This is a genomic window from Paenibacillus pedocola (assembly GCF_031599675.1).
Taxonomy (GTDB): Bacteria; Bacillota; Bacilli; order Paenibacillales; family Paenibacillaceae; genus Paenibacillus_AQ; species Paenibacillus_AQ pedocola.
On the sequence record NZ_CP134223.1, the window covers coordinates 113,322 to 138,449 of the forward strand.

18 protein-coding genes, 10 tRNA genes, 3 rRNA genes and 1 other RNA gene are annotated in these 25,128 nt (G+C 51.2%); 31 read left to right on the forward strand and 1 reads right to left on the reverse strand.

Annotated features, from left to right (window positions below):
* The first annotated feature begins 7 nt into the window (after positions 1-7).
* The 3 genes from QU597_RS00545 (at position 8) to argS (ending at position 2,950) form a co-directional block, all read left to right on the forward strand.
* On the forward strand, positions 8-682 hold the full coding sequence (locus QU597_RS00545; protein ID WP_310830916.1) for a GNAT family N-acetyltransferase: 675 nt from the start codon (positions 8-10) through the stop codon (positions 680-682).
* A gap of 142 nt (positions 683-824) precedes the next feature.
* Entirely contained in the window at positions 825-1,268 is a 444-nt protein-coding gene (locus tag QU597_RS00550) for a YwiB family protein (protein WP_310830917.1), read from the forward strand.
* The gene (gene argS / locus QU597_RS00555; RefSeq protein WP_310830918.1) at positions 1,265-2,950 is read left to right on the forward strand and encodes an arginine--tRNA ligase; all 1,686 of its coding nucleotides are present in this window, start codon (positions 1,265-1,267) and stop codon (positions 2,948-2,950) included. The genes QU597_RS00550 and argS overlap by 4 nt, the downstream gene beginning before the upstream one ends.
* 203 nt (positions 2,951-3,153) lie before the next feature.
* Here the strand turns inward: argS and QU597_RS00560 are convergent, their stop codons facing one another.
* Positions 3,154-4,329, reverse strand: coding sequence for a S8 family peptidase (locus tag QU597_RS00560; RefSeq protein ID WP_310830919.1), 1,176 nt, complete (start codon positions 4,327-4,329; stop codon positions 3,154-3,156).
* A gap of 496 nt (positions 4,330-4,825) precedes the next feature.
* Between QU597_RS00560 and rpoE the strand changes: the two genes are divergently transcribed.
* The 28 genes from rpoE (at position 4,826) to QU597_RS00700 (ending at position 25,023) form a co-directional block, all read left to right on the forward strand.
* On the forward strand, positions 4,826-5,386 hold the full coding sequence (rpoE, locus tag QU597_RS00565) for a DNA-directed RNA polymerase subunit delta (protein ID WP_054944068.1): 561 nt from the start codon (positions 4,826-4,828) through the stop codon (positions 5,384-5,386).
* A gap of 293 nt (positions 5,387-5,679) precedes the next feature.
* The gene (gene pyrG / locus QU597_RS00570) at positions 5,680-7,287 is read left to right on the forward strand and encodes a CTP synthase (RefSeq protein WP_310830920.1); all 1,608 of its coding nucleotides are present in this window, start codon (positions 5,680-5,682) and stop codon (positions 7,285-7,287) included.
* 267 nt (positions 7,288-7,554) lie between these two features.
* Complete coding sequence (locus QU597_RS00575; RefSeq protein WP_054944066.1) at positions 7,555-7,941, forward strand: response regulator; 387 nt, start codon at positions 7,555-7,557, stop codon at positions 7,939-7,941.
* 207 nt (positions 7,942-8,148) lie between these two features.
* Entirely contained in the window at positions 8,149-9,003 is an 855-nt protein-coding gene (gene fba / locus QU597_RS00580) for a class II fructose-1,6-bisphosphate aldolase (protein ID WP_310830921.1), read from the forward strand.
* Between the two features lie 207 nt (positions 9,004-9,210).
* On the forward strand, positions 9,211-10,464 hold the full coding sequence (murA, locus tag QU597_RS00585) for a UDP-N-acetylglucosamine 1-carboxyvinyltransferase (RefSeq protein WP_310830922.1): 1,254 nt from the start codon (positions 9,211-9,213) through the stop codon (positions 10,462-10,464).
* Between the two features lie 135 nt (positions 10,465-10,599).
* Complete coding sequence (rho, locus tag QU597_RS00590; protein ID WP_054944063.1) at positions 10,600-11,958, forward strand: transcription termination factor Rho; 1,359 nt, start codon at positions 10,600-10,602, stop codon at positions 11,956-11,958.
* A gap of 25 nt (positions 11,959-11,983) precedes the next feature.
* Positions 11,984-13,261, forward strand: a complete 1,278-nt coding sequence (locus QU597_RS00595; RefSeq protein ID WP_310830923.1) for a radical SAM family protein — start codon at positions 11,984-11,986, stop codon at positions 13,259-13,261.
* Between the two features lie 113 nt (positions 13,262-13,374).
* The gene (rpmE, locus tag QU597_RS00600) at positions 13,375-13,572 is read left to right on the forward strand and encodes a 50S ribosomal protein L31 (protein WP_206102702.1); all 198 of its coding nucleotides are present in this window, start codon (positions 13,375-13,377) and stop codon (positions 13,570-13,572) included.
* Between the two features lie 211 nt (positions 13,573-13,783).
* An RNA gene (gene ffs, locus QU597_RS00605) (signal recognition particle sRNA large type) lies at positions 13,784-14,052 on the forward strand.
* Between the two features lie 135 nt (positions 14,053-14,187).
* Positions 14,188-15,966, forward strand: a complete 1,779-nt coding sequence (gene dnaX, locus QU597_RS00610) for a DNA polymerase III subunit gamma/tau (RefSeq protein ID WP_310830924.1) — start codon at positions 14,188-14,190, stop codon at positions 15,964-15,966.
* Positions 15,967-16,016: 50 nt separating this feature from the next.
* Positions 16,017-16,328 (forward strand): YbaB/EbfC family nucleoid-associated protein, encoded by a 312-nt coding sequence (locus QU597_RS00615; protein ID WP_054944059.1) that lies wholly within the window; start codon positions 16,017-16,019, stop codon positions 16,326-16,328.
* A gap of 36 nt (positions 16,329-16,364) precedes the next feature.
* Positions 16,365-16,961 carry a recombination mediator RecR gene (recR, locus tag QU597_RS00620; RefSeq protein ID WP_054944058.1) on the forward strand — a complete coding sequence of 199 codons (597 nt, stop codon included), beginning with the start codon at positions 16,365-16,367 and terminating at the stop codon, positions 16,959-16,961.
* 192 nt (positions 16,962-17,153) lie between these two features.
* Entirely contained in the window at positions 17,154-17,411 is a 258-nt protein-coding gene (locus QU597_RS00625; protein WP_054944057.1) for a hypothetical protein, read from the forward strand.
* 32 nt (positions 17,412-17,443) lie between these two features.
* Positions 17,444-17,710 (forward strand): pro-sigmaK processing inhibitor BofA family protein, encoded by a 267-nt coding sequence (locus QU597_RS00630; protein ID WP_054944056.1) that lies wholly within the window; start codon positions 17,444-17,446, stop codon positions 17,708-17,710.
* Between the two features lie 301 nt (positions 17,711-18,011).
* Positions 18,012-19,559: ribosomal RNA gene (locus QU597_RS00635) — 16S ribosomal RNA — on the forward strand.
* A 114-nt stretch (positions 19,560-19,673) separates the two neighbouring features.
* A 5S ribosomal RNA gene (rrf, locus tag QU597_RS00640) occupies positions 19,674-19,790 on the forward strand.
* Positions 19,791-19,835: 45 nt separating this feature from the next.
* Positions 19,836-19,912: transfer RNA gene (locus QU597_RS00645), tRNA-Ile, on the forward strand.
* 29 nt (positions 19,913-19,941) lie between these two features.
* Positions 19,942-20,017 (forward strand) — tRNA-Ala (locus tag QU597_RS00650).
* Positions 20,018-20,161: 144 nt separating this feature from the next.
* A 23S ribosomal RNA gene (locus tag QU597_RS00655) occupies positions 20,162-23,088 on the forward strand.
* The 16S, 23S and 5S rRNA genes sit together here with 10 tRNA genes alongside, the layout of an rRNA operon.
* Positions 23,089-23,171: 83 nt before the next feature.
* Positions 23,172-23,263 (forward strand) — tRNA-Ser (locus QU597_RS00660).
* A gap of 26 nt (positions 23,264-23,289) precedes the next feature.
* Positions 23,290-23,366, forward strand: a tRNA-Met gene (locus QU597_RS00665).
* A gap of 8 nt (positions 23,367-23,374) precedes the next feature.
* Positions 23,375-23,450 (forward strand) — tRNA-Val (locus tag QU597_RS00670).
* A gap of 29 nt (positions 23,451-23,479) precedes the next feature.
* A tRNA-Thr gene (locus QU597_RS00675) sits at positions 23,480-23,555 on the forward strand.
* Positions 23,556-23,571: 16 nt separating this feature from the next.
* Positions 23,572-23,649, forward strand: a tRNA-Asp gene (locus tag QU597_RS00680).
* Positions 23,650-23,673: 24 nt separating this feature from the next.
* Positions 23,674-23,749, forward strand: a tRNA-Phe gene (locus QU597_RS00685).
* 6 nt (positions 23,750-23,755) lie between these two features.
* Positions 23,756-23,841: transfer RNA gene (locus tag QU597_RS00690), tRNA-Tyr, on the forward strand.
* A 7-nt stretch (positions 23,842-23,848) separates the two neighbouring features.
* A tRNA-Lys gene (locus tag QU597_RS00695) sits at positions 23,849-23,921 on the forward strand.
* Positions 23,922-24,066: 145 nt separating this feature from the next.
* A complete protein-coding gene (locus QU597_RS00700) occupies positions 24,067-25,023 on the forward strand; it encodes an NAD(P)/FAD-dependent oxidoreductase (RefSeq protein ID WP_310830925.1) in 957 nt (318 codons plus the stop codon).
* Positions 25,024-25,128: the final 105 nt, after the last annotated feature.

A 25,128-nucleotide genomic window follows, 5' to 3' on the forward strand; every position in this document is an offset into this window, starting at 1 on the left:
CATGAAGATGGAGTATATAAGAATTACTGACATTTCCGATCCTTTGTTCAGACAAGTACATAATCTGCTGAGTGAAGTATTCCCGCCGGAGGAAGTGCTGGAATTCAGCCTGTGGCAGGAGCCGCTGGAAGATCCGGGTATCCGTGTATTTGCAGCTGTTCATCAGGGGGAGGTTGTCGGCACCACGGAATACCGCTATTATCCGGACTGGAATGTGGCGATGACCGACTTCACCATCATTGGCCGCGAAGGCTTGGGAATCGGGCGTTTTTTGGCCCAGAGCCGTCTAAAAGACCTCAGAAGCCTTGCTGCGGATAACGGGGGTAAAGAGCTGTTCGGCATGTTTGCAGAAATATACGACCCTTACCGGGTACCGGATTTCGCTTTCGGCGGAGTCAAGCCGATGGACCCGTTTGTCCGGCGTGAGGTGCTGTCTCATCTCGGTTATGAACGGCTTAATTTTCCTTATGTACACCCTTCCTGGAAAGGCGACGGGAAGGCGGTAACCGGACTGGATCTATGCTTTATGCCGGGGCAGGAGGGGCTGGAGGCGGTAGAGGCCTCTTTGGTTGCTGACTTTCTGACCCGTTATTATGCGGTGCTGGAAGATAAGCCGGAAGCCTGGCACTCCATGGTCGATCAGCTGCGCCAGAGAGATACATTGCGGCTGTTGCCGCTGTAATTATCTGCTATATAGAATGAACTTAAAAGATACAATAGGTGAATTCTCCATTGAATTGCTCTCCGGAACTGGATATAGTGTACAATGGGTAAGCGAATATGCCTTTGATTTATGAATAGAAAGAGTAAGCGAGGAACATGTGATGTCTGAAATACAGTCCGACAAATACGGTGCTTCCGTTACGCTGGAGAGCCTGCAGGACGGACAGAGGAATGTGATGAAAGCAGCCGGAGAAGTTATTGCCAGAGGGGCGCAGCTTTATATCCGCTATGAAGAAGCAGAGCAGGGCCCGCGGGGAGAATCGGTTTCCGTCCGCACGACTATAAAGATTTCAGGCAGTGAGCTGAAGCTGATCCGGCACGGCAGCATTGAGTCCGAGCAGTCTTTTGTCCTTGGGCGCCGCCTGCCGGGATTCTACCGCTCGCCGTACACACAGTTTAATCTCTCCACCGATACGCGGAAGCTGGATATTACGCGCGAGGGACGCTCGCTGAAGGTCTCGTGGGAATACGACTTGTACGTTTACGGGGAGCTATCGGGACAGTTCGCTATCAGTTTGTATATACAGGAGGAACCACAATCATGACACAAAGTCAAAATCCGCTTCAGCTTGCCAATGAACGGGTGAAAGAGGCCATCGCAGGTGCTATTCTATCCGCCGGCCTGGTAACGCAAGAAGAGCTTCCGGCCATTGTGCTGGAAGTGCCGAAAGACAAGGCCCATGGCGATCTTGCCACAAATGCCGCCATGCAGCTGACCAAAATTGCCAAGCGCAATCCGCGTCAAATCGCCGAGGCGATTATTGAACATCTGGACACGGCCGCAGCAATGATTGAAAAAGCGGAAATCGCCGGACCCGGCTTTATCAACTTTACCCTCTCTAAGAGCTATCTTTATCCGGTGATTGCGCTGGTTGCCGAGCAGGGCGACAATTACGGCCGTATCGAAGCCGGTAAGGGGCAGAAGGTTGAAGTGGAATTTGTCAGCGCTAATCCTACCGGCAGCCTGCACCTTGGACATGCCCGCGGCGCAGCGGTCGGTGACGCCCTGTGTAATGTGCTGGATTTTGCCGGCTATCAGGTGACCCGGGAGTATTACATTAATGATGCCGGTAATCAGGTGAACAATCTGTGCAAATCGATTGAGACCCGTTATCTGCAGGAGCTGGGCCAGCCGGCGGAAATGCCGGAGGACGGGTACCATGGCGAGGATATTAAGGGATTTGCCAAGGAGCTTGTAGCCGAGAAAGGCGATGCGCTGCTGGAGATGACGCCGGGAGACCGCGCCGCCTTCTTCCGCACTTACGGTCTTACGAAGGAACTGGACAAAATCAAACGCGATCTTGGACGCTTCCGCGTAAACTTCGACATCTGGTTTAGCGAGACCTCGCTGTATGAGAACGGCCAGGTGCTGCGCTCACTGGATGAGCTGCGCGACCGCGGAGAAGTGTACGAGCTGGACGGGGCAACCTGGCTGCAGACGACCAAATACGGCGACGACAAGGACCGCGTACTGATCAAGAATGACGGAACCTATACCTACCTTACACCGGATATTGCCTATCACAGTGATAAGTACAGCCGGGGCTACGATAAAATGATCAATATCTGGGGTGCCGACCACCATGGCTACATCCCCCGGATGAAAGCGGCCATGTCTGCGCTTGGCAATGATTCCGAGAAGCTGGTCGTGCTGATTGCTCAGATGGTCAGCCTGTTCCAGAACGGCGAGAAGGTCAAAATGTCCAAGCGTACCGGCAAAGCCGTGACGATGGAAGACCTGATGGAAGAAGTCGGCCTGGATGCCATCCGCTACTTCTTCACGATGCGCAGCATGGATTCCCATCTTGATTTCGACATGGATCTGGCGATTTCCACGTCCAATGAGAATCCGGTGTTCTACGTTCAATATGCGCATGCCCGGATCTGCAGCATCTTCCGCCAGGCGGAGGAACAGGGGATTACGCTTCCCGCTGTAGCCGAGATTGACTTTACCAAGCTGACAGCTGTTCATGAATACGACCTGCTGCGCAAAATCGGCGAATTGCCTGCCGAGATCACCGTTGCGGCTGAGAGCTATGCACCGCATCGCCTGATCCGCTATGTATACGATCTCGCTGCGCTGTTCCACAGCTACTACAAAGCGGAGCGCGTCATCACCGAGGATGCCGCTCAGACCGTTGCCCGTCTCGCCCTGCTGGGTGCAGCGCGTACAACTATTGCTAACGTACTGCGTCTGGTCGGTGTTACCGCACCTGACCGGATGTAACTTACTCAAACAGAAGCTCCGCCCCCCCCATGACAGGGAGGCGGAGCTTTTTTGTGCCGGCGGCGCGGCGGGCACGGGGCAGGGCCTGTAGCGGCGCAGCGGGCGCTGCCGCCCGCCGCCATGCCGGCCCGGCCCGCCTGCGGCCGGGCCGAAGCCCTTGCCGCAGGGCGTGCTGCGCACCGCCCCGGCGGCAAGAGGCGGGCCTACGCCTTCGCGGCAGCGGCGGCGGCCCGCTTGGCCCGCGCGCCTGCACGCAGCAGGCGCAGGGCATCGGCTGCGCCGCCGCCGAGGGCGGCGCGGCGCTGGCCCTTGCGCAGCCGCACCGGGATGGCCGTGCGGCGCAAGAGCAGCTTCAGCTCGCGCGGCGTCAGCGCCGGGCGCAGCGCGAGCAGCAGGGCCGCGGCACCGGTGACATGCGAGGTCGCCATGGAGGTGCCGCTCATTTCTTTATAGCCCTCCCGCAGCCAGCAGGAGGGCACGCTTTCGCCCGGACCGTATACATCGATATACGGCCCGCGGTTGCTGAAGGCCGCTACGCGGTGCCTCCGGTCCAGAGCACCGACGGCAATCGTCTCGGGATAGCGGGCGGGGTAATCCCCGCCGCGTTTGCCGTCGTTGCCGGAGGAGGCGATGATGGCGATCCCGGCCCGGTAGGCCTTGATCACCACATCATGAAGCGCTTTGCTCCGGGTCTTCATGCCGAAGCTCATATTAATGATGTCGATCTTGTTCTGCACGCACCAGTCGATGCCGAGTACAATATCGGAGACATAGGCGGAGCCGCTGTGGTCAAAGGCCTTGACCGGATAGAGCAAGGCCCGCGGAGCTACGCCCATCATGCCGCGTGTACCGCCGGCTGCCGCCAGCGTACCGGCAATATGTGTGCCGTGTCCATTATCATCGAGCGGCAGCATGCCGCGGTGAAGCAGATTTACACCCGAGGCGAGAGAATGCTTTAAATCGGGATGCCGGTAATCGGCGCCTGTGTCGATGACACCGATCTTCACTTGGACGCCGGTGGATTTGGACCAGGCCTGCGGGGCATGAATCGCTTTCACGCCCCATGGCAGCATGGCGGTGCCGGTTTTTTCCCCTGGGACAGAGTGAACCTTTATCCGCAGGTCTTCTTCTATTCTTAAAGAGGAGGCGAATTTGTCCATCAGCCTTTCCGCCCCTGCGGCGGGTACAAAAAAAGCCTTGATCAGATTAGAAACCTGAACCTGCCGAAGCCCCGGCCGCTTCGCTTTCAGCGACTTCCACTGTGACAGCGCTCCGGCATACTGACGGTCATCATTGAAGGTTACAATACGCCGCTCCGTATTTTTGGGGGCAGCCGATATCTCCTCAAGCAGCAACTGCCAAAATCCGTAATAATCCATAGGTTACGCCGTCCCCCTCCTTGCTGCCGTGCTGCCATATTGTATGAGAGGAGGCGGGCGTCCGAATGGGAACTTGCCCTTTTTTAGCGAAATGGGCTGCCCATCGTGTCAAAAGGCGGAGCTTCACATAAAATAAACAGAAGAGACTTTAGCTCTCTTTGCAACATCCCGTAAGGAGCCGATCCTTGGCGTGGATACAGTCATGCGCGGAGGGATTTCCTCCGCCTTTTTTAATATGAATAAGCATTCGTATGTTTTACATAATAAATGATCGTTCCCATTCTCTCCGGACGGAGCTATCCTGTTGAGGGAGGCGAAGCTGACTCTGCCGGGCTCTGTCCCCCCTTTACCTGTTGCACCGCGGGAATCTTCCTGCGTCTTGCTGCATTTGACTTGCATTTTGCCCTCAAATAGGTTTTACTTAGTTTTGTTAATGGATATTATGAAATAGAAATTAACGGTAATGTGAACAATGCGTGAGAGGAAGTGTCCTTTAGTGAGTACGCCACTCAATTTAAAGCTGGACCCTGAGAAAGTTAAAGAAATGCCGATGGTGGACCTGGCTTTCCTGGTGCTCAAAGCAGCCAATACACCTTATTATTATCGTGATCTGATGGTCGAAGTGGCCAAGCTGCGCGGTATGACCGATCAAGAAAGCCAAGATACTATCGCTCAGTTATATACCGAGATTAACATCGACGGACGGTTTGCCTGTGTCGGGACCAACCTGTGGGGACTGAAACGCTGGTATCCGCTGGAACGCTCTGATGATCCTGTTGGCAATACCAAACGCGTGCGCATCATTAACGATGAGGACGACGATCTGGAAGACGACGACTTCACGGAAGAAGAAGAGAATTATGCTGCTGAGGAAGAGGATTTCGACGCTATCGACGAAGATCGCGATGACCTCTATTCTGACGACGACAGCGAAGAAGAAGTGGACGAAGATGTTGTCATTGATGAAGACGACGACATTGACGAAGACGACGCTGATGAAGACTCCGAAGACGGCGATAATGAGGATGCCGACGAGGACGAAGACGACGATTATTAGAATCATAAGCCGGGCGTAATTCCTCCCTTGACATGGGTGGGATCGTCAGAGTAAACTATTGCATGGGCTTATAATGAAAGTTAATATGTTTTCTAAAATAAAAAGTGCCCCGGCTCTACGGGTGTCACTTTTTTGTTTTTTTAGATGGTTTTTCCGTGATTGCGAAGATCTCGCCTTTCATTTTGGGCGGCGGAAGTAACTTTTGGTTTCCCCCGGTTTGATGATGGAAAAAAGGGTTACGATAAACAAAAGCGTCGCCTGAATTTCTGGACTTTATTTAGGAGGGTTTTACAGTGACAAAGTATATTTTTGTAACGGGTGGCGTTGTGTCTTCCCTTGGCAAAGGCATTACCGCTGCTTCGCTGGGCAGGCTGCTCAAAAACAGAGGTCTGAAGGTGACGATCCAGAAATTTGATCCTTACATTAACGTAGACCCTGGAACAATGAGTCCTTATCAGCATGGGGAAGTATTTGTGACCGACGATGGTGCGGAGACTGACCTTGACCTTGGACACTATGAGCGGTTTATTGACATTAATCTGTCCAAGAACAGTAATGTAACGACAGGGAAGATTTATTCCTCTGTTATCAGCAAGGAACGGCGCGGCGAATACTTGGGCGGAACGGTTCAGGTTATCCCGCATATCACGAATGAGATCAAAGAACGCGTATTCCGTGCGGGCCGCGAGACAGGTTCGGATGTAGTGATTACGGAAATCGGCGGTACTGTAGGCGATATCGAGAGTCTGCCGTTCATGGAAGCTATCCGTCAGATCAAAAGCGACATCGGCCGGGAAAATGTAATGTACATTCACGTAACCCTGATTCCATATATCAAGGCTGCGGGAGAAGTGAAGACTAAGCCGACGCAGCACAGCGTGAAGGAGCTGCGCAGCATTGGGATTCAGCCTAATGTGATCGTATGCCGTACGGAGTATCCTCTGACCGAAGATATGAAGGCCAAGCTTGCGTTGTTCTGCGATATCGATGCGAATGCGGTAGTGGAATGCCGCGATGCCTCAACGCTGTATGAGGTTCCGCTTAACCTTCGTGATGAAGGATTGGATGAGATTGTAGTCAATCACCTGAAGCTGACCACACCTGCACCGGATATGCGTGAATGGGAGAGTATGCTGGAGCGGATCCAGAAGCTGGAACGCACGGTTGAAATCGCCATTGTCGGCAAGTATGTAGCTTTGCATGATGCTTACTTAAGCGTAGTAGAGTCCCTCTCGCATGCAGGTTTTGCAGCCAATGCGGAAGTGAAGATCCGCTGGGTCGATGCGGAACAGGTTACAGATGAGAATGTGGGCGAACTGCTTGGCGGAATCGGCGGGATTCTTGTTCCCGGCGGCTTCGGAGACCGGGGGATTGAAGGGAAAATTTCCGCAATCCGTTATGCCCGTGAGCAGTCCATTCCTTTCTTCGGTATCTGCCTGGGAATGCAGGTATCCGTAATCGAGTACGGCCGTTCCATACTGGGATTGGCTGGGGCGAACAGCTCGGAGATTGATCCGGCTACACCGCATCCGCTAATTGATCTGCTGCCTGAGCAGAAGGACATCGAAGATATGGGCGGCACGATGCGTCTTGGCCTGTATCCTTGCAAGCTTTTGCCTGATTCCCTGGCAATGTCCTGCTATGATGATGAACTGGTCTATGAGCGTCACCGTCACCGGTATGAATTCAACAATGCTTACCGGGATGAGATGGAAAAAGCAGGCCTTGTGTTTTCTGGAACATCGCCGGACGGACGTTTGGTAGAGATCGTGGAACTTCCTGGACACCCGTGGTTCCTGTCGGTACAATTCCATCCGGAATTTACTTCCCGTCCGAATCGCCCGCAGCCGCTCTTCCGTGAATTTGTCAAAGCTTCACTGACCCATTCCGAGCAGCTGTAACCAATAAAATAAACAGATCCGGTAAGGATCTTTAGAAAGCCTCCAGCTGGAGGCTTTCTTTTAAATATGGATATTCAGCTAATTCCATGGAATAACCGTACCTGCTGTCCACCATTATCTGGAATGTATTTACCCTTTTTATCCAATTAGCAGGATTTTGACTATAAAGCACGAATAATAGGTTTCGTATAGAATAAATTATTGTGAGCCGTTAGCTGTGAGAGGGCGCGGTATAGACAATCTGCCTTAAATCTGGGAGGGTACGATATGGAAAAAGGGAAAGTTTTAATTGTCGATGATCAGAACGGAATCCGAATTCTCCTCATGGAAGTGTTTAATAGCGAAGGGTATACCACCTATCAAGCTGCTAACGGTAAAACAGCAATCGAAATTGTCCAGAAAGAATCCCCAGACTTGGTTCTGCTCGATATGAAAATTCCGGGAATGGATGGGCTGGAAATCCTTAAGCATTTGAAGGAGATTAATCCGGCTATTAAGGTGATTATGATGACGGCATACGGAGAACTGGACATGATTAAGGAAGCGACAAAACTGGGAGCGCTTATGCACTTTACCAAGCCGTTTGACATTGATGAGATGCGGGTGGCAGTGAATATGCATCTTCAGGACAAGCCAGTGGACCACTTCGGCTAACCTGAAATTTATGGTTTGACAAAGTCCTGTTATGGATAATATAAGAAGGTTGAGTTTGCCCGCAGCATAGGCTGGCTGAATATCGTCCCACCGGGACATTTTTTTGTGTATCCTATTTAGTATTTGACACAGGATGTGCTATAATAAGCCTGTATGTGATGTCGGTTTAAATATAAGCAACCCAACATTCTTAGGAGGATTGAAACCATGCCATTAGTATCTATGACAGACATGTTAAACAAAGCACTTGAAGGAAAATATGCAGTTGGCCAGTTCAACATCAACAACCTTGAGTGGACTCAGGCGATTCTTGGTGCAGCAGAAGAAGAAAAGTCACCAGTAATCCTTGGTGTTTCCGAAGGCGCAGCCCGTCACATGGGCGGATTTTATACTGTAGTGAAGATGGTTGAAGGACTTATTCACGACATGAAAATCACCGTTCCTGTAGCGATTCACCTGGACCACGGTTCCAGCTTTGACAAATGTAAAGAAGCTATTGATGCCGGCTTTACATCCGTAATGATCGACGGTTCCCACCACCCAATCGCCGAAAACATTGAAATGACTAAAAAAGTTGTTGAATATGCACATGCCAAAGGCGTTTCTGTTGAAGCAGAAGTTGGTACTGTAGGCGGACAAGAAGATGACGTTATCGGCGGCATCCAATATGCAGATCTTAACGAATGTGTAAGCATCGTTAAAGAAACTGGCATCGACACTTTGGCTCCAGCACTTGGTTCCGTACACGGTCCTTACCTGGGCGAGCCAAACCTCGGATTCAAAGAAATGGAAGAAATCCGCGATGCAGTTAAGCTTCCGCTCGTGCTTCACGGCGGTACAGGCATTCCGTTGCATGATATCCAGAAGTCCATCTCCCTGGGAACTTCCAAAATTAACGTAAACACTGAGAACCAAATCGCATTTGCTAAAGTGGTACGTGAAGTTTTGGCTGCTAAACCGGATGCTTACGATCCTCGTACATTCATCGCACCAGGCCGCGAAGCCATCAAACAAACCGTTATCGGCAAAATCCGCGAGTTCGGTTCCAGCAACAAAGCGTAAATTTAACGCTGCTGCAGTTGGACAGGTTATTTCAGGCTGTCCGGCTGCATAGTTTGATATGGATATATTCTTCTTGAAACGTGTGCCGTCCTTATTCCAAGGGCGGCGCAGCCGTTTCTTCTTCTTAAACCTTTAAACACTAAAAAAAGCCACAGCAGGTATTGCCAGGGCAAGCTGCAATACACGTAGGGGGAACCAGATAAATCTATGGAAAAATTAATGATTGGCGGTGGACGTCCGCTAAAGGGCGTTGTGACCATCAGCGGAGCGAAGAATAGCGCGATCGCGCTTATTCCTGCGGCTATTTTAGCTGAATCTGAAGTTGTTCTGGATAATTTGCCGTCCCTTAGTGATGTAGCCGTTTACTCCGAAATTCTCGAAGAGCTTGGCGCAACTGTCTCATGGTCAGGCAACCAGATGAGAATTAACCCCTCCCGTATCGTATCCATCCCTATGCCTAACGGACCAGTCAAGAAACTTCGTGCTTCTTATTATATGATGGGAGCGCTTCTTGGGAGATTCAAAGAAGCGACGATAGGCCTTCCCGGCGGCTGCAATTTTGAGCCCCGTCCGATTGATCAGCATATCAAGGGTTTTGAAGCACTGGGAGCAACTGTGACCAATGATCACGGTTCTATTCACCTGTATGCCAAGGAACTGCGCGGTGCGAAGATTTATTTAGACGTATCCAGCGTAGGTGCCACTATTAACATCATGCTGGCGGCTTCACGGGCCAAAGGCTCTACAATTATCGAAAACGCGGCTAAAGAGCCTGAGATTATAGATGTAGCTACCCTTTTGAACTCTATGGGCGCTGTTATTAAAGGCGCCGGCACAGAAACGATCCGGATCGAAGGCGTTACAGAGATGCATGGCTGCCGCCATTCCATCATTCCTGACCGGATTCAAGCAGGAACATATATGATTGCTGCTGCAGCAACGCGCGGCAATGTATTGATAGATAACGTTATCCCCAAACACTTGGAGGCCCTGACCGCCAAGCTGCTGGAAATGGGCGTTGAAATCGAAGAACTGGATGAGAGCATCCGGGTCATCGGCAGAGCCAGATACGAGCATGCCGATGTAAAAGCGCTGGTATACCCGGGCTTTGCCACCGATCTGCAATCCCCGATGACAAGCATGCTGACCCAGGCTGAAGGGGTCAGTGTATTAAGTGATTTTGTGTACAGCAACCGGTTCAAGCATGTGCCGGAACTGGTGCGGATGGGCGCGAAGATCCGTGTTGAAGGACGCTCGGCAATCATTGAAGGCAGCCGGCTTAATGCTGCCAAGGTTAAAGCTGCCGATCTGCGGGCCGGTGCGGCGCTGGTCATTGCCGGACTGACTGTCGGAGACGGAATTACTGAGGTCACGGGTGTGGAGTATATCGACCGCGGCTATGATAACTTAGTAACTAACATGCGCGATCTGGGCGCTGAAATTTGGCGCGAAGAGGAATAGGATTCAGATTATCTGCTATTTGGAAGGAGCGAATTTGCCTGCGAACTGCATATCTCCTTCCAAATTGGGTAATCCTATCCTAATGAGCATTTTAATAGACTTATACTTATATAAAATTGAATAGGTGGTTATTACATGGATCTTCAAATTTCCGATCTGGAAGAAATGAAGCTGACCGATCTGTATAAGCTGGCCAAGAAATACCAGATTCCATACTACGGACAGCTGAAGAAACGGGAGTTGATCTTCGCCATCCTGCGGGCGCAGGCGGAGCAGAGCGGGCTCATGTTTATGGAAGGCGTGCTCGAAATTTTGCCTGAAGGCTACGGTTTCCTAAGGCCGATTAACTATTTGCCCAGTGCGGAAGACATTTATATTTCAGCTTCTCAAATTCGTAAATTTGATCTTAGAAGCGGCGATCTTGTATCAGGAAAGTGCCGCACACCCAAAGAAAATGAACGTTACTTCGGTTTGCTTCAAGTTAACGCCGTCAACGGCGAGAATCCTGCCAGCGCAGCGGAGCGCTTGCATTTCCCGGCACTAACGCCTCTTTATCCGCAAGACAAGCTGCCGCTCGAAACATCCCCTACTCATTTGTCTACCCGAATAATGGATTTGCTCGCTCCTGTAGGCTTGGGGCAGCGCGGTTTGATTGTAGCACCTCCCAAAGCAGGGAAAACGCTCCTCCTAAAAGAAATTGCCAACAGTATCTCTACCAACAATCCCGAGATTGCACTGTTTGTATTATTAATTGATGAACGTCCTGAGGAAGTAACGGATATGCAGCGTTCGGTAAAAGGCGAAGTGGTTGCATCGACTTTTGATGAGCTCCCCGAGAACCATATCAAAGTTGCAGAGCTTGTATTGCAGCGGGCACTCCGTTTAGTTGAACATAAAAAAGACGTTGTCATTCTGCTGGACAGCATTACCCGGCTGGCACGCGCTTATAACCTTGTAGTTCCTCCATCCGGACGTACGCTTAGCGGAGGGATTGATCCTGCAGCATTCCATCGGCCGAAACGGTTTTTTGGATCTGCACGGAATGTGGAAGAGGGCGGCAGCCTGACGATACTTGCTACAGCGCTGATCGACACCGGGTCACGTATGGATGATATTATTTATGAAGAATTTAAAGGTACGGGCAATATGGAGCTTCATTTGGACCGTAAGCTGGCGGAACGCCGGATTTTCCCGGCTATCGATATCCGCCGTTCGGGAACACGCCGCGAAGAAGTGCTGCTGAGCAAGGAAGAGCTGGATACGATTTGGTCTATCCGCAAGAATATGAACGAATCGTATGACTTCGTTGAAGGTTTCCTTAAGAAGCTCCGTGACAGCAAGACTAACGCAGAGTTCCTCGCCTCATTTGATGTGGCTGGAAGTAAGGATTCCTCATCACCGAGCGGAACTGCCAGCAGTGGAGGGACTTCCAACAGCGGCTCTTCCGCGCGCCGGACACCGCGTCCCAAGACACCTACTGTCCCTACAACCTGAGAATAGATAACAAGAGGAGAATAACATGTATTTGGTATATGCCGATGAACAAGGTAACGTATATGATCATCCTGAGCTGTATGGCCTGGCCCGCAGCGGGGATATGATTGTTGAGATGCTGGAAGAAGAATTAATCCCGCTGCCGGAAGGGGCTACCCTAGTTGGCCTACCAAGTACGCGGGCAGTGGGTATGAATCCCGAGACAGGTGAAATGCTGCCGCTGCCGGAAGGGTCCCAGGCTGTTGGGGCACTGCTGCCTCAAGGCTTTACTAGATTATGCCTTCCAGGCTATGTCAAGACAGACAAGTCGTATAAGCTCCCGCTCTTTGGCTATTCCGCTGTAGTGTGGAAGGATGGCGGATTCTACGTCGCTGCAGATCTGACGGATGATCCGGAGCAGTGGAATCCTCTCAACTGTGACCGCGAGGATGTAGAAGTAGGAGTCGGTGCCTTAACGGCTAAGTATCCGGAAAACAGACTATACGACCACCTTTCTAACTGTGCGCTGGGTTATGAATGCCTTACGTCCTCCAATACGTTTCTTGGACGGTGGGAGGGCGCCGTTCCTGTTTCTTATTCGTGTAATGCCGGGTGCTTCGGCTGTATATCAGAACAGCCTGACGATAGCGGATTTGTCTCTCCCCAGACACGGATGAACTTCCGTCCTACAGTCAGCGAGATCACAGAGGTGATGCTGGAGCATCTGAAGACACCGCAGTCGATAATCAGCTTCGGACAGGGATGCGAAGGCGAGCCTTCTACCCAGGCTAAGTTGATTATTGAATCGATCCGTGAAGTGCGCTCAATTACCGATATGGGCTATATCAATATCAATACCAATGCGGGACTGAGTGATCATATCCGCGGGATCGTGGATGCAGGACTTGATCTGATGCGGGTCAGCACAATCAGTGCGCTAGATGATCATTATAATGCCTATTACAAGCCGCGGGGCTATACCCTCGCCAATGTGGAGAAGTCGCTGAAATATGCTGCTTCGCAGGGGGTGTATACCTCCATTAACTATCTTATCTTCCCTGGAGTAACAGACCGGGAGGAGGAGATTGAAGCCATGGTCGAATTTGTAAGACGCACGGATCTGAAGCTGATACAGATGCGTAACCTTAACATTGACCCCGAGAGCTATCTGGAACTAATCCCTCCGGCCCGGGGAGAAATCCTGGGGATGAAGACCATGCTTGATATCTTCCGCGAGGAGCTGCCGGAGGTAGTTATTGGTTCGTATACACATGTACCCCCTGCCGATTTAGCACGGGCCAAAGAGCGTCGTGTACGGCTCTAGCCGTTACCCGATTTAAATTTATTGCAGAGACTATTATTTCGTGCTAGAATGTCGTTGTATGTTTAATAACTCTGGGTCCGCATGAGTCCTAGGGCATGAGAGGTGAAATTCAAATGCAAGAAGCCATTCAACCAAAGTATAATATCACTAAGGTAACCTGCGCATGTGGCAACACTTTCGAATCCGGTTCTGTTAAACAAGAGCTGCGCGTCGAAATTTGCTCTAACTGCCATCCATTCTTCACTGGCAAGCAGAAGTTCCTTGATGCCGGTGGTCGCGTTGATAAATTCAAGAAGAAATACGGTATCTAATCGCCCCTGCCGCTTTGCGGCTTAAGGATTGGACTGCTCCCCGGATGGTATATCCGGGGAGTTTTTATTTACCTGAATATGCAGAATGCGCGTCTCTCCGGCATGTTCTCAATCAGGGGAGATATTGGGTGACCCATATATTCCCAAAATCCAAGGCGGTTTCTTGTGGACGGGTTGATTTTTAATGGGGTGTGAGCTATACTTATCTTCGCCGTGCTAGACGGGGAGGTAGCGGTGCCCTGTAACTCGCAATCCGCTGTAGCGAGGTTGAATTCCTGTTAGAGGTGCTGTCGATGTGAGGCCTTGGTCCCTATGGGCTGTGTTGACGGTTGGGTCCTCCGCAATGAGTGCTTGTGAACCTGGTCAGGTCCGGAAGGAAGCAGCCATAAGCAAGTTTACTCTTGTGCCGGAGGGTGGCCTAGCCCGAGCAGTCTCGTAGGGTTGCCGCTTGGATCGCAGCCATCAATAACAGGTGCACGGTTTATATTCGGATAATGATAGCATCTTTGCCACAAGCGAAGATGCTTTTTGTTTTTGGTCAAAGCCTGGGGAATATAGTATAATAAATTAGCGACAAATGCCGGAAAGCGGCAGCCTAAGAGAGGGTAATGCATAGTGGAACATATCGCGCTGTACCGTGCTTGGCGGCCGCAGTCGTTTCAGGACATGGTAGGGCAACAGCACATTATCCAGACGCTGCAGAATGCAATTCGTGAACAGCGGGTTTCGCATGCCTACCTGTTCAGCGGCCCGCGCGGGACCGGTAAGACGAGTGCTGCCAAAGTTTTGGCCAAAGCAGTCAATTGTGAACGGGGACCCGGCCCGGAGCCATGCAACGAATGTCCTTCCTGCCTGAGGATTACCGCGGGCAACGTTATGGATGTGCAGGAGATTGATGCGGCGTCGAACCGCGGAGTGGAAGAAATACGCGACCTGCGGGATAAGGTGAAATATGCACCTACCGAAGTACGCCGTAAAGTGTATATTATTGATGAAGTGCATATGCTGACAACAGAAGCGTTTAACGCACTGCTTAAGACGCTGGAGGAACCGCCGCCGCATGTAATGTTTATACTGGCGACGACAGAACCTCATAAATTGCCGGCTACGATTATTTCGCGCTGCCAGCGCTTTGACTTCCGCCGTGTATCTTTGGAGGAGCAGAGTGGTCGGCTCGCTGAGATCTGTCAGAAGGAGGGCATTACTGCGGATGCAGATGCCCTGCAGTATATCGCCCGTCTCTCTGACGGAGGAATGCGTGATGCGCTGAGTATACTGGACCAGATCTCCTCTTTTACAGACGGTAATGTAACTTATCAGCAGGTGCTGGGAATGACTGGGGGGATCCCTTCCGAACAGTTTGCCCGGCTTGCAACAGCCATTCTGGAAGGTGATATGGGCCGGCTGCTGGAACTGGTAGAGCAGCTGATGCAGGAAGGCAAGAGTGCGGACAAATGCATGGAGAACCTGCTTTATTACTTCAGGGATTTGCTGATGATCAAAATGGTCCCGGGGGCTGATCAATTAACAGACCGGGTACTGAATCCGGCTGAGTTCCGGGACATGGCGGCTGCATTCTCACGGGAGCGGCTGTTTCAGATTGTAGAAACCTTAAACCGCTATCTTGGTGAAATGAAATATGCGACCCATCCGCAGACATTGTTTGAAGTAGCACTTATGAAGCTGTGCAGCATGCAGCAGGAAGCCGCGCCATCCCTGCATGCGGCTGCGCCGGCAGCCGGTGCTATGCGGGCTGAACCGTCAACCGGCGGTCAGGCCGCTGATGCGGGAGAATTAGAGGCTTTGAAGCGGCAGATTGCTGCTTTAGAGAAGAAATTGGAACAGGCTATACAGTCGGGGGGAGTCTCGGGCGGTGGACGCGATGCGGCACCTGCACCGCGGGCATCAGCAGCGAGCTCCGCTCCGCGTATCTCCTCTCCTTCCAAGCTGCCTCCGCAGCTTGATAAATTCATCGCGGGCAAGGATAATCCTGATTTTGCGGCGGTTTATAAGCAGTGGAGTTCTGTGCTGCAGGGAGTGAAAGAGGAGAAGGTAACAGTACATGCCTGGTTTGTTGACGGTGAGCCGGTATCCGTTATGGAGGATGCGGTGCTTGTAGCTTTTAAGAACACTATTCACCGCGACACGACTGAGAAACCGGCTAACAGGCAAGTGATCGAGAATGTGTTTGCTGCACGCCTCGGCAAGCCCTACCGGCTGGTGACAATCATGCAGCGCGACTGGAATGAGGCCGCCCAGAAGTCTGCAGCCCAACCGGGCACAGAGGAATTACGCCTGGAGCATGAGCATGAAGAAGCAGGGGCGAAGACCGAACCATGGATTGACGAGGCTATCCAGCTCTTTGGAGAAGACCTTGTTGTCATAAAAGAGTAATGCTTTTAGTCTATTAGCGCATACAGCGCATTTCAAAGGAGAGAGTATCTATGAATAATATGAATCAAATGATGAAACAGGTTAAAAAAATGCAGGAACAAATGCTCAAGGCACAGGAAGAGCTGGGCAGCAAGACCATTGAAGGATCATCCGGCGGCGGTGTAGTTACAGTGCAGGTTAATGGCCACAAGAAATTGTTGTCCATTCAGATTAAGCCTGAGGCCGTTGACCCGGAAGATATTGAAATGCTGCAGGACCTCGTGATCACAGCAGTGAACGATGCGCTTACACAAGCAGAAGAGCTGGCTAACAATGATATGGGGAAATTCACTGGCGGAATGAAGATCCCGGGCTTATTCTAGGCCGGCAACACTCTAGCCCAAAGGAGAATCATCACTTTGTATTATCCAGAACCGCTAGCCAAGCTGATTGATGCTTTTACGCGTTTGCCCGGAATAGGGCCGAAAACAGCAGCCCGGCTGGCTTTTCATGTGCTCAACATGAAAGAGGACGAAGTTATTGATTTTGCCAAGGCGCTGGTCAGCGTCAAACGAAATCTTCATTATTGCTCTGTCTGCTGTAATATCACTGATACTGATCCGTGCCGGATCTGCCAGGACAAAACCCGTGATACCTCGGTGATTTGTGTGGTCCAGGATTCCAAGGATCTTGTTGCCATAGAACGCACTAAGGAATTTGACGGTTATTATCATGTCCTGCAGGGAGCGATCTCGCCGATGGAGGGTATAGGTCCGGACGATATCCGTCTTAAGGAGCTGTTGACCCGCCTGAGCGACGAGAGAGTGAAGGAACTTATAATGGCGACTAACCCGAATATTGAGGGTGAAGCTACCGCCATGTATATTTCCCGCCTTGTCCGGCCCTTCGATATTAAAATCACTAGAATAGCCCATGGCTTGCCCGTAGGCGGCGATTTAGAGTATGCGGATGAAGTAACTCTCTCCAAAGCGCTGGAAGGCCGTCGTGAGCTGTGAGCTGTCTTGAAACGGATATGCCATAACCATCTATGCTAAAAGAGGCCCAGTAGGGCTTCTTTTTTTTGTCCGATCCTTTTCCCATCACCTGTGCCTCGGGATGACGCTGATTTTAGTTCTAAGTTTGTCCCTGCCTCGATATGAATGAGAATAAGCAGCGCATAGTAATGAAGTTCTTAAGGGGGAGTCTTTATGGGATGGTGGAGTAGCAAATGGCAATGGGGCAGCGAGAAAAGCCTCAGAGAGTCTAAGTTGGATGAGGATTGGCATGTGTTCCTGGACGTACGTAAGGCGCAGGCGGAATGGGAAAGAGCGTATCTGATGTTCGATGAGGCTCTGGGACAGGACCAGATTGATTACGCCATTTATATTCTAGAAGCGGCTGAGCGCAAATATCAGATTCATCTTAAGCATGCGAAGAGTTTGGGAATCAACCGCAGTCAGATGTAAGCCTGTTTTGGTAAAAGCGAAGGAGGATCGGTATGCTAAGAACGATTGCAATAGGTGTTCTGATTGGATCGGCAATTCTGCTCACCCTGATTGTATTCCGGAAAAAGTTAGGCTGGGCCTGGCTCAGTTTGTTTGGCACTCATCTAATTCTCGCTGCACTCGGCATTTATATAGTCAATTTCTCCGGACTGCTCACCGAAATATACATTCCCCTGAATCCTGCAACCATAGGCGCAGTAACGGTTTTGGGGCTTCCGGGAGTTATTATGCTGCTCGGTTTAAAAATAACTTTGTTTTAATAGTTGACGGGGCTTGGAGATTTATGATACATTAAGTCTCGGCCCTTTGGACAAGCTATTCATTAATAACTTGTTCGGAAGACGAGCGAAAAAAGAAATTAAAAAAACGCTTGACTTAAACGAAGGTGCTATGATATATTATAAAGGTCGCTGCTGACAAGCAACGACGACGAAAAAAGAGACATTGATCTTTGAAAACTGAACAACGAGTGAGTGGGAGATCACGAAAGTGAGATCCAAAATAGAGAATGCAAATTCTCGTCAGATGTTTCAAAATGAGCAATCGCTCTTTCTAAATACCAATTTGGAGAGTTTGATCCTGGCTCAGGACGAACGCTGGCGGCGTGCCTAATACATGCAAGTCGAGCGGAGCTTATCCTTCGGGGTAAGCTTAGCGGCGGACGGGTGAGTAACACGTAGGCAACCTACCCCTCAGACTGGGATAACTACCGGAAACGGTAGCTAATACCGGATAATTCCTTTTCTCTCATGAGGAAAGGATGAAAGGCGGAGCAATCTGCTACTAAGGGATGGGCCTGCGGCGCATTAGCTAGTTGGTGAGGTAACGGCTCACCAAGGCGACGATGCGTAGCCGACCTGAGAGGGTGAACGGCCACACTGGGACTGAGACACGGCCCAGACTCCTACGGGAGGCAGCAGTAGGGAATCTTCCGCAATGGGCGAAAGCCTGACGGAGCAACGCCGCGTGAGTGATGAAGGTTTTCGGATCGTAAAGCTCTGTTGCCAGGGAAGAACGTCCGGTAGAGTAACTGCTACCGGAGTGACGGTACCTGAGAAGAAAGCCCCGGCTAACTACGTGCCAGCAGCCGCGGTAATACGTAGGGGGCAAGCGTTGTCCGGAATTATTGGGCGTAAAGCGCGCGCAGGCGGCTATTTAAGTCTGGTGTTTAAACCTTGGGCTCAACCTGGGGTCGCACTGGAAACTGGATGGCTTGAGTACAGAAGAGGAAAGTGGAATTCCACGTGTAGCGGTGAAATGCGTAGATATGTGGAGGAACACCAGTGGCGAAGGCGACTTTCTGGGCTGTAACTGACGCTGAGGCGCGAAAGCGTGGGGAGCAAACAGGATTAGATACCCTGGTAGTCCACGCCGTAAACGATGAGTGCTAGGTGTTAGGGGTTTCGATACCCTTGGTGCCGAAGTTAACACAGTAAGCACTCCGCCTGGGGAGTACGGTCGCAAGACTGAAACTCAAAGGAATTGACGGGGACCCGCACAAGCAGTGGAGTATGTGGTTTAATTCGAAGCAACGCGAAGAACCTTACCAGGTCTTGACATCCCTCTGAATCCTCTAGAGATAGAGGCGGCCTTCGGGACAGAGGAGACAGGTGGTGCATGGTTGTCGTCAGCTCGTGTCGTGAGATGTTGGGTTAAGTCCCGCAACGAGCGCAACCCTTGACTTTAGTTGCCAGCAGGTAGTGCTGGGCACTCTAGAGTGACTGCCGGTGACAAACCGGAGGAAGGTGGGGATGACGTCAAATCATCATGCCCCTTATGACCTGGGCTACACACGTACTACAATGGCCGGTACAACGGGAAGCGAAGCCGCGAGGTGGAGCCAATCCCAGCAAAGCCGGTCTCAGTTCGGATTGCAGGCTGCAACTCGCCTGCATGAAGTCGGAATTGCTAGTAATCGCGGATCAGCATGCCGCGGTGAATACGTTCCCGGGTCTTGTACACACCGCCCGTCACACCACGAGAGTTTACAACACCCGAAGTCGGTGGGGTAACCCGCAAGGGAGCCAGCCGCCGAAGGTGGGGTAGATGATTGGGGTGAAGTCGTAACAAGGTAGCCGTATCGGAAGGTGCGGCTGGATCACCTCCTTTCTATGGAGAATCGTCACCTGCAACGGTGACATTCAAATCGGAAGTATAACTTCCAAAAAGATTCAAACACTCACTCGTGTTCAGTTTTGAAAGAGCAAGTCTCTTTCGTATGCGTTTGGTGGCGATAGCGGAGGGGTTCCACACGTACCCATCCCGAACACGACCGTTAAGTCCTCCAGCGCCGATGGTACTTGGACCGAAGGGTCCTGGGAGAGTAGGACGCTGCCAAGCGGACAACCATTCCATTGGTTGGTTCAAATGTTATATATGTTATATGGGCTTTTAGCTCAGTTGGTTAGAGCGCACCTCTGATAAGGGTGAGGTCGGTGGTTCGAGTCCACCAAGGCCCACCATATAACAATTATAACTTCATACCTTTTATGGGGCCATAGCTCAGCTGGGAGAGCGCCTGCCTTGCAAGCAGGAGGTCAGCGGTTCGATCCCGCTTGGCTCCACCAATAACTTCATTACTTGCATTACCTTGATCCTTGAAAACTGGATACCGAAACGAATTTGCGTTTTAGAATATTCCTTTAAGCTGAACTTGTGTAAACAAGTTTCAATTATAGCGATGCTGGCGGTTTCCTTTGGGAAAACGCATTGGTTAAGCTAATAAGAGCACACGGAGGATGCCTAGGCGCCAGGAGCCGACGAAGGACGTGGCGAACAACGAAACTGCCTCGGGGAGCTGTAAGCAAGCTTTGATCCGGGGGTGTCCGAATGGGGAAACCCAGCTGTGGTAATTCGCAGTTACTCACACCTGAATACATAGGGTGTGTAGAGGCAGACCAGGGGAACTGAAACATCTAAGTACCCTGAGGAAGAGAAAACAATAGTGATTCCGTCAGTAGCGGCGAGCGAACGCGGAACAGCCTAAACCAAGGGGCTTGCCCCTTGGGGTTGTGGGACGTCTCACATGGAGTTACAAAGGAATATGATAGGTGAAGAGGTCTGGAAAGGCCCGCGATAGAGGTAAAAGCCCTGTAACCTAAACTGTATTCTCTCCGAGACGGATCCCGAGTAGTGCGGGGTACGTGAAACCCCGTATGAATCCAGCAGGACCATCTGCTAAGGCTAAATACTACCTGGCGACCGATAGTGAAACAGTACCGTGAGGGAAAGGTGAAAAGCACCCCGGAAGGGGAGTGAAATAGAACCTGAAACCGTGTGCTTACAAAAAGTCAGAGCCCGTTTTAGGGGTGATGGCGTGCCTTTTGTAGAATGAACCGGCGAGTTACGTTTAACATGCAAGGTTAAGGTGAGAAGCCGGAGCCGCAGCGAAAGCGAGTCTGAATAGGGCGATTTAGTATGTGGACGTAGACCCGAAACCGTGTGATCTACCCCTGTCCAGGGTGAAGGTGCGGTAACACGCACTGGAGGCCCGAACCCACGTATGTTGAAAAATACGGGGATGAGGTGGGGGTAGCGGAGAAATTCCAATCGAACTCGGAGATAGCTGGTTCTCCCCGAAATAGCTTTAGGGCTAGCCTCGGTGAATGGAGTGGTGGAGGTAGAGCACTGATTGGGTGCGGGGCCCGCAAGGGTTACCAAGCTCAGTCAAACTCCGAATGCCATTTACTTCTTGCCGGGAGTCAGACAGTGAGTGCTAAGATCCATTGTCAAAAGGGAAACAGCCCAGACCATCAGCTAAGGTCCCCAAGTGTGTGTTAAGTGGGAAAGGATGTGGAGTTGCACAGACAACCAGGATGTTGGCTTAGAAGCAGCCACCATTGAAAGAGTGCGTAATAGCTCACTGGTCGAGTGACTCTGCGCCGAAAATGTAACGGGGCTAAACACACCACCGAAGCTATGGCTAGATACGTATGTATCTGGGGTAGGGGAGCGTTGTATGTGGGTTGAAGGTGTACCGTAAGGAGCGCTGGACAGCATACAAGTGAGAATGCCGGTATGAGTAACGAAAAGATCAGTGAGAATCTGATCCGCCGAAAGCCCAAGGTTTCCTGAGGAAGGCTCGTCCGCTCAGGGTAAGTCGGGACCTAAGGCGAGGCCGAAAGGCGTAGTCGAAGGACAACAGTTTGAAATTACTGTACCACCGTAATCCGCTATGAGCGATGGGGTGACGCAGGAGGGTAGTGACGCGGACTGATGGATGTCCGTCTAAGCAGTGAGGCTGGTGTGTAGGCAAATCCGCACATCGTAAGGCTGGGCTGTGATGGGGAGCGAAAATTATAGTAGCGAAGGTCATGATCTCACACTGCCAAGAAAAGCCTCTAGCCAGGAGAAGGTGCCCGTACCGCAAACCGACACAGGTAGGCGAGAAGAGAATTCTAAGGCGCGCGGAAGAACTCTCGTTAAGGAACTCGGCAAAATGACCCCGTAACTTCGGGAGAAGGGGTGCCTCGGTAGGGTGAATAGCCCGAGGGGGCCGCAGTGAAAAGGCCCAAGCGACTGTTTAGCAAAAACACAGGTCTGTGCGAAGCCGCAAGGCGAAGTATACGGGCTGACGCCTGCCCGGTGCTGGAAGGTTAAGGGGAGTGGTTAGGGGCAACCCGAAGCTATGAACCGAAGCCCCAGTAAACGGCGGCCGTAACTATAACGGTCCTAAGGTAGCGAAATTCCTTGTCAGGTAAATTCTGACCCGCACGAATGGCGTAACGACTTGGGCGCTGTCTCAACGAGAGATCCGGTGAAATTTTAATACCTGTGAAGATGCAGGTTACCCGCGACAAGACGGAAAGACCCCATGGAGCTTTACTGCAGCTTGATATTGAATTTGGGTACGATCTGTACAGGATAGGTGGGAGCCGTAGAGGCAGGAGCGCAAGCTTCTGCGGAGGCGCCGTTGGGATACCACCCTGATCGTATCTAGGTTCTAACCTGGTACCCTAAGCGGGTACGGGGACCGTGTCAGGCGGGCAGTTTGACTGGGGCGGTCGCCTCCTAAAGAGTAACGGAGGCGTTCAAAGGTTCCCTCAGAATGGTTGGAAATCATTCGAAGAGTGCAAAGGCATAAGGGAGCTTGACTGCGAGACCTACAAGTCGAGCAGGGACGAAAGTCGGACTTAGTGATCCGGTGGTACCGCATGGAAGGGCCATCGCTCAACGGATAAAAGCTACCCTGGGGATAACAGGCTTATCTCCCCCAAGAGTCCACATCGACGGGGAGGTTTGGCACCTCGATGTCGGCTCATCGCATCCTGGGGCTGAAGTAGGTCCCAAGGGTTGGGCTGTTCGCCCATTAAAGCGGTACGCGAGCTGGGTTCAGAACGTCGTGAGACAGTTCGGTCCCTATCTGTCGTGGGCGCAGGAAATTTGAGAGGAGCTGTCCTTAGTACGAGAGGACCGGGATGGACGTACCGCTGGTGCACCAGTTGTTTCGCCAGAAGCATGGCTGGGTAGCTACGTACGGACGGGATAAGCGCTGAAAGCATCTAAGCGTGAAGCCCCCCTCAAGATGAGATTTCCCAATTAGTAAGACCCCTTGAAGACGACGAGGTAGATAGGTTGGAGGTGGAAGTGCAGTAATGCATGGAGCTGACCAATACTAATCGGTCGAGGGCTTATCCAAATTTCGAAGAACGCAGATTTGTTTCGGATTCAGTTTTCAGGAATTAAGGTTCCTGAATGGATTTACATGGCACCATATCGTTTGGAGAGATACCCAAGTGGCTATAAGGGGACCCTCTGCTAAGGGGTTAGACTGCGTAAGCGGTGCGAGGGTTCGAATCCCTCTCTCTCCGCCATTATAAATCCAAAACCTAATTATTGTGGCGGCGTAGCTCAGCTGGCTAGAGCGTACGGTTCATACCCGTGAGGTCGGGGGTTCGATCCCCTCTGCCGCTACCATATTTCCCGGAGGCTTAGCTCAGCTGGGAGAGCATCTGCCTTACAAGCAGAGGGTCGGGGGTTCGAACCCCTCAGCCTCCACCATTTTCACTTTAAGAATATTTTCACACTGTGCCGGTGTAGCTCAATTGGTAGAGCAACTGACTTGTAATCAGTAGGTTGGGGGTTCAAGTCCTCTCGCCGGCACCATTATTTTTACAAATGCGGAACCGTGGTGTAGTTGGCCTAACATGCCTGCCTGTCACGCAGGAGATCGCGGGTTCGAATCCCGTCGGTTCCGCCATTTTATGTTTTAAGGCTTGTTTTTGGCTCGGTAGCTCAGTCGGTAGAGCAAAGGACTGAAAATCCTTGTGTCGGGGGTTCGATTCCCTCCCGCGCCACCATATTACGGAGGCTTAGCGAAGTGGCCAAACGCATCAGACTGTAAATCTGCTCACGTACGTGTTCGGTGGTTCGAATCCATCAGCCTCCACCAGTTTTATGAGCCATTAGCTCAGTTGGTAGAGCACCTGACTTTTAATCAGGGTGTCGAAGGTTCGAGTCCTTCATGGCTCATTCCAAACAGAAAGTCATCATCTTCGGATGGTGGCTTTTTTGTGTTTTCAGAACTCAATTCAGCCTTTTTATAGTCTTCAAGTTTAAAATTTCTTGCTTCGTTTAATTATAAGTTTATAATGCTGAGCAGAAATGAGTGATTTCTATGATATATGATGCAATTATTGTTGGCGGCGGATTTGCCGGGCTTCAGGCGGCGATTCAATTAGGACGGTACTCTGCACATCGGGTGCTGGTAATTGATGCAGGAGGCGGGAGATCTCATCTTTGCCGGACCTATCATAATATCCTGGGCTGGCCGGATGGAGTATCGGGTGACGAAATACGTGCAAGAGGCCGACGGCAGGCTGAAGTGGCTGGTGTGGAATTCATCTCAGACAAAGTCGTTAAAGCGGATAAGTATGAACAGCTCTTCCTCTTAACCGGAGAGCGAGGCCGCCAATACGAAAGCAAAACCTTGCTGCTGGCTACAGGGGTAATGGATCGCTTTCCGGAACTGCCGGGACTTGTACCGACACTTGGCAAATCTGTGTATGTCTGTCCTGACTGTGACGGCTTTGAGATTCAGGACCGTCAGACGGTGCTGCTGGGTTCTGGTGATGCTGGCGCGCATATGGCTTTTATTTTGCGGGAACGTACGGGAGATCTGACCTACATTAATCATGAACATGAACCCGTGTCTGAGGAGAATCTCACACGCCTCCAGGCAGAGGGAATTATCTATATTGAACAAGCAGCTACCCACATAGTACAAGAGAATGACGGGATGATTAAAGGAGTTGCTTTACAGGATGGCACTCACCTTGCGGCAGAGCGCGGGTTTATTGCCTTTGGGAGAAATGCGGTGCATTCCGAGCTTGCCGCCCAGCTGGGGGTCACGCTGCATAAAAACAGGCATATTGAGGTAAATAGACGTTCCTTAATGACGAATGTGGAGCATTTGTGGGTAGCCGGCGACGTTGCCGTTCATGCGGAGCAAGCCACAGTGGCTATGGGTGAAGGGGCGATAGCTGGGATCTGGATGCATAAGGCACTGAAAAAGATAAATCCCATTGTATTGCCATTATCCAAGTCCGCAGCTTTGAGTACGGAGAAACGCTGATTTTCCAGTGGAGGGTCAAGTTCACTTATCATTCAGATAGGCCTGGCCGCATAATGTTGCAGAATATGATAAAATAGGCGAAAAGAGCAAAAGTGGTGGAGAATG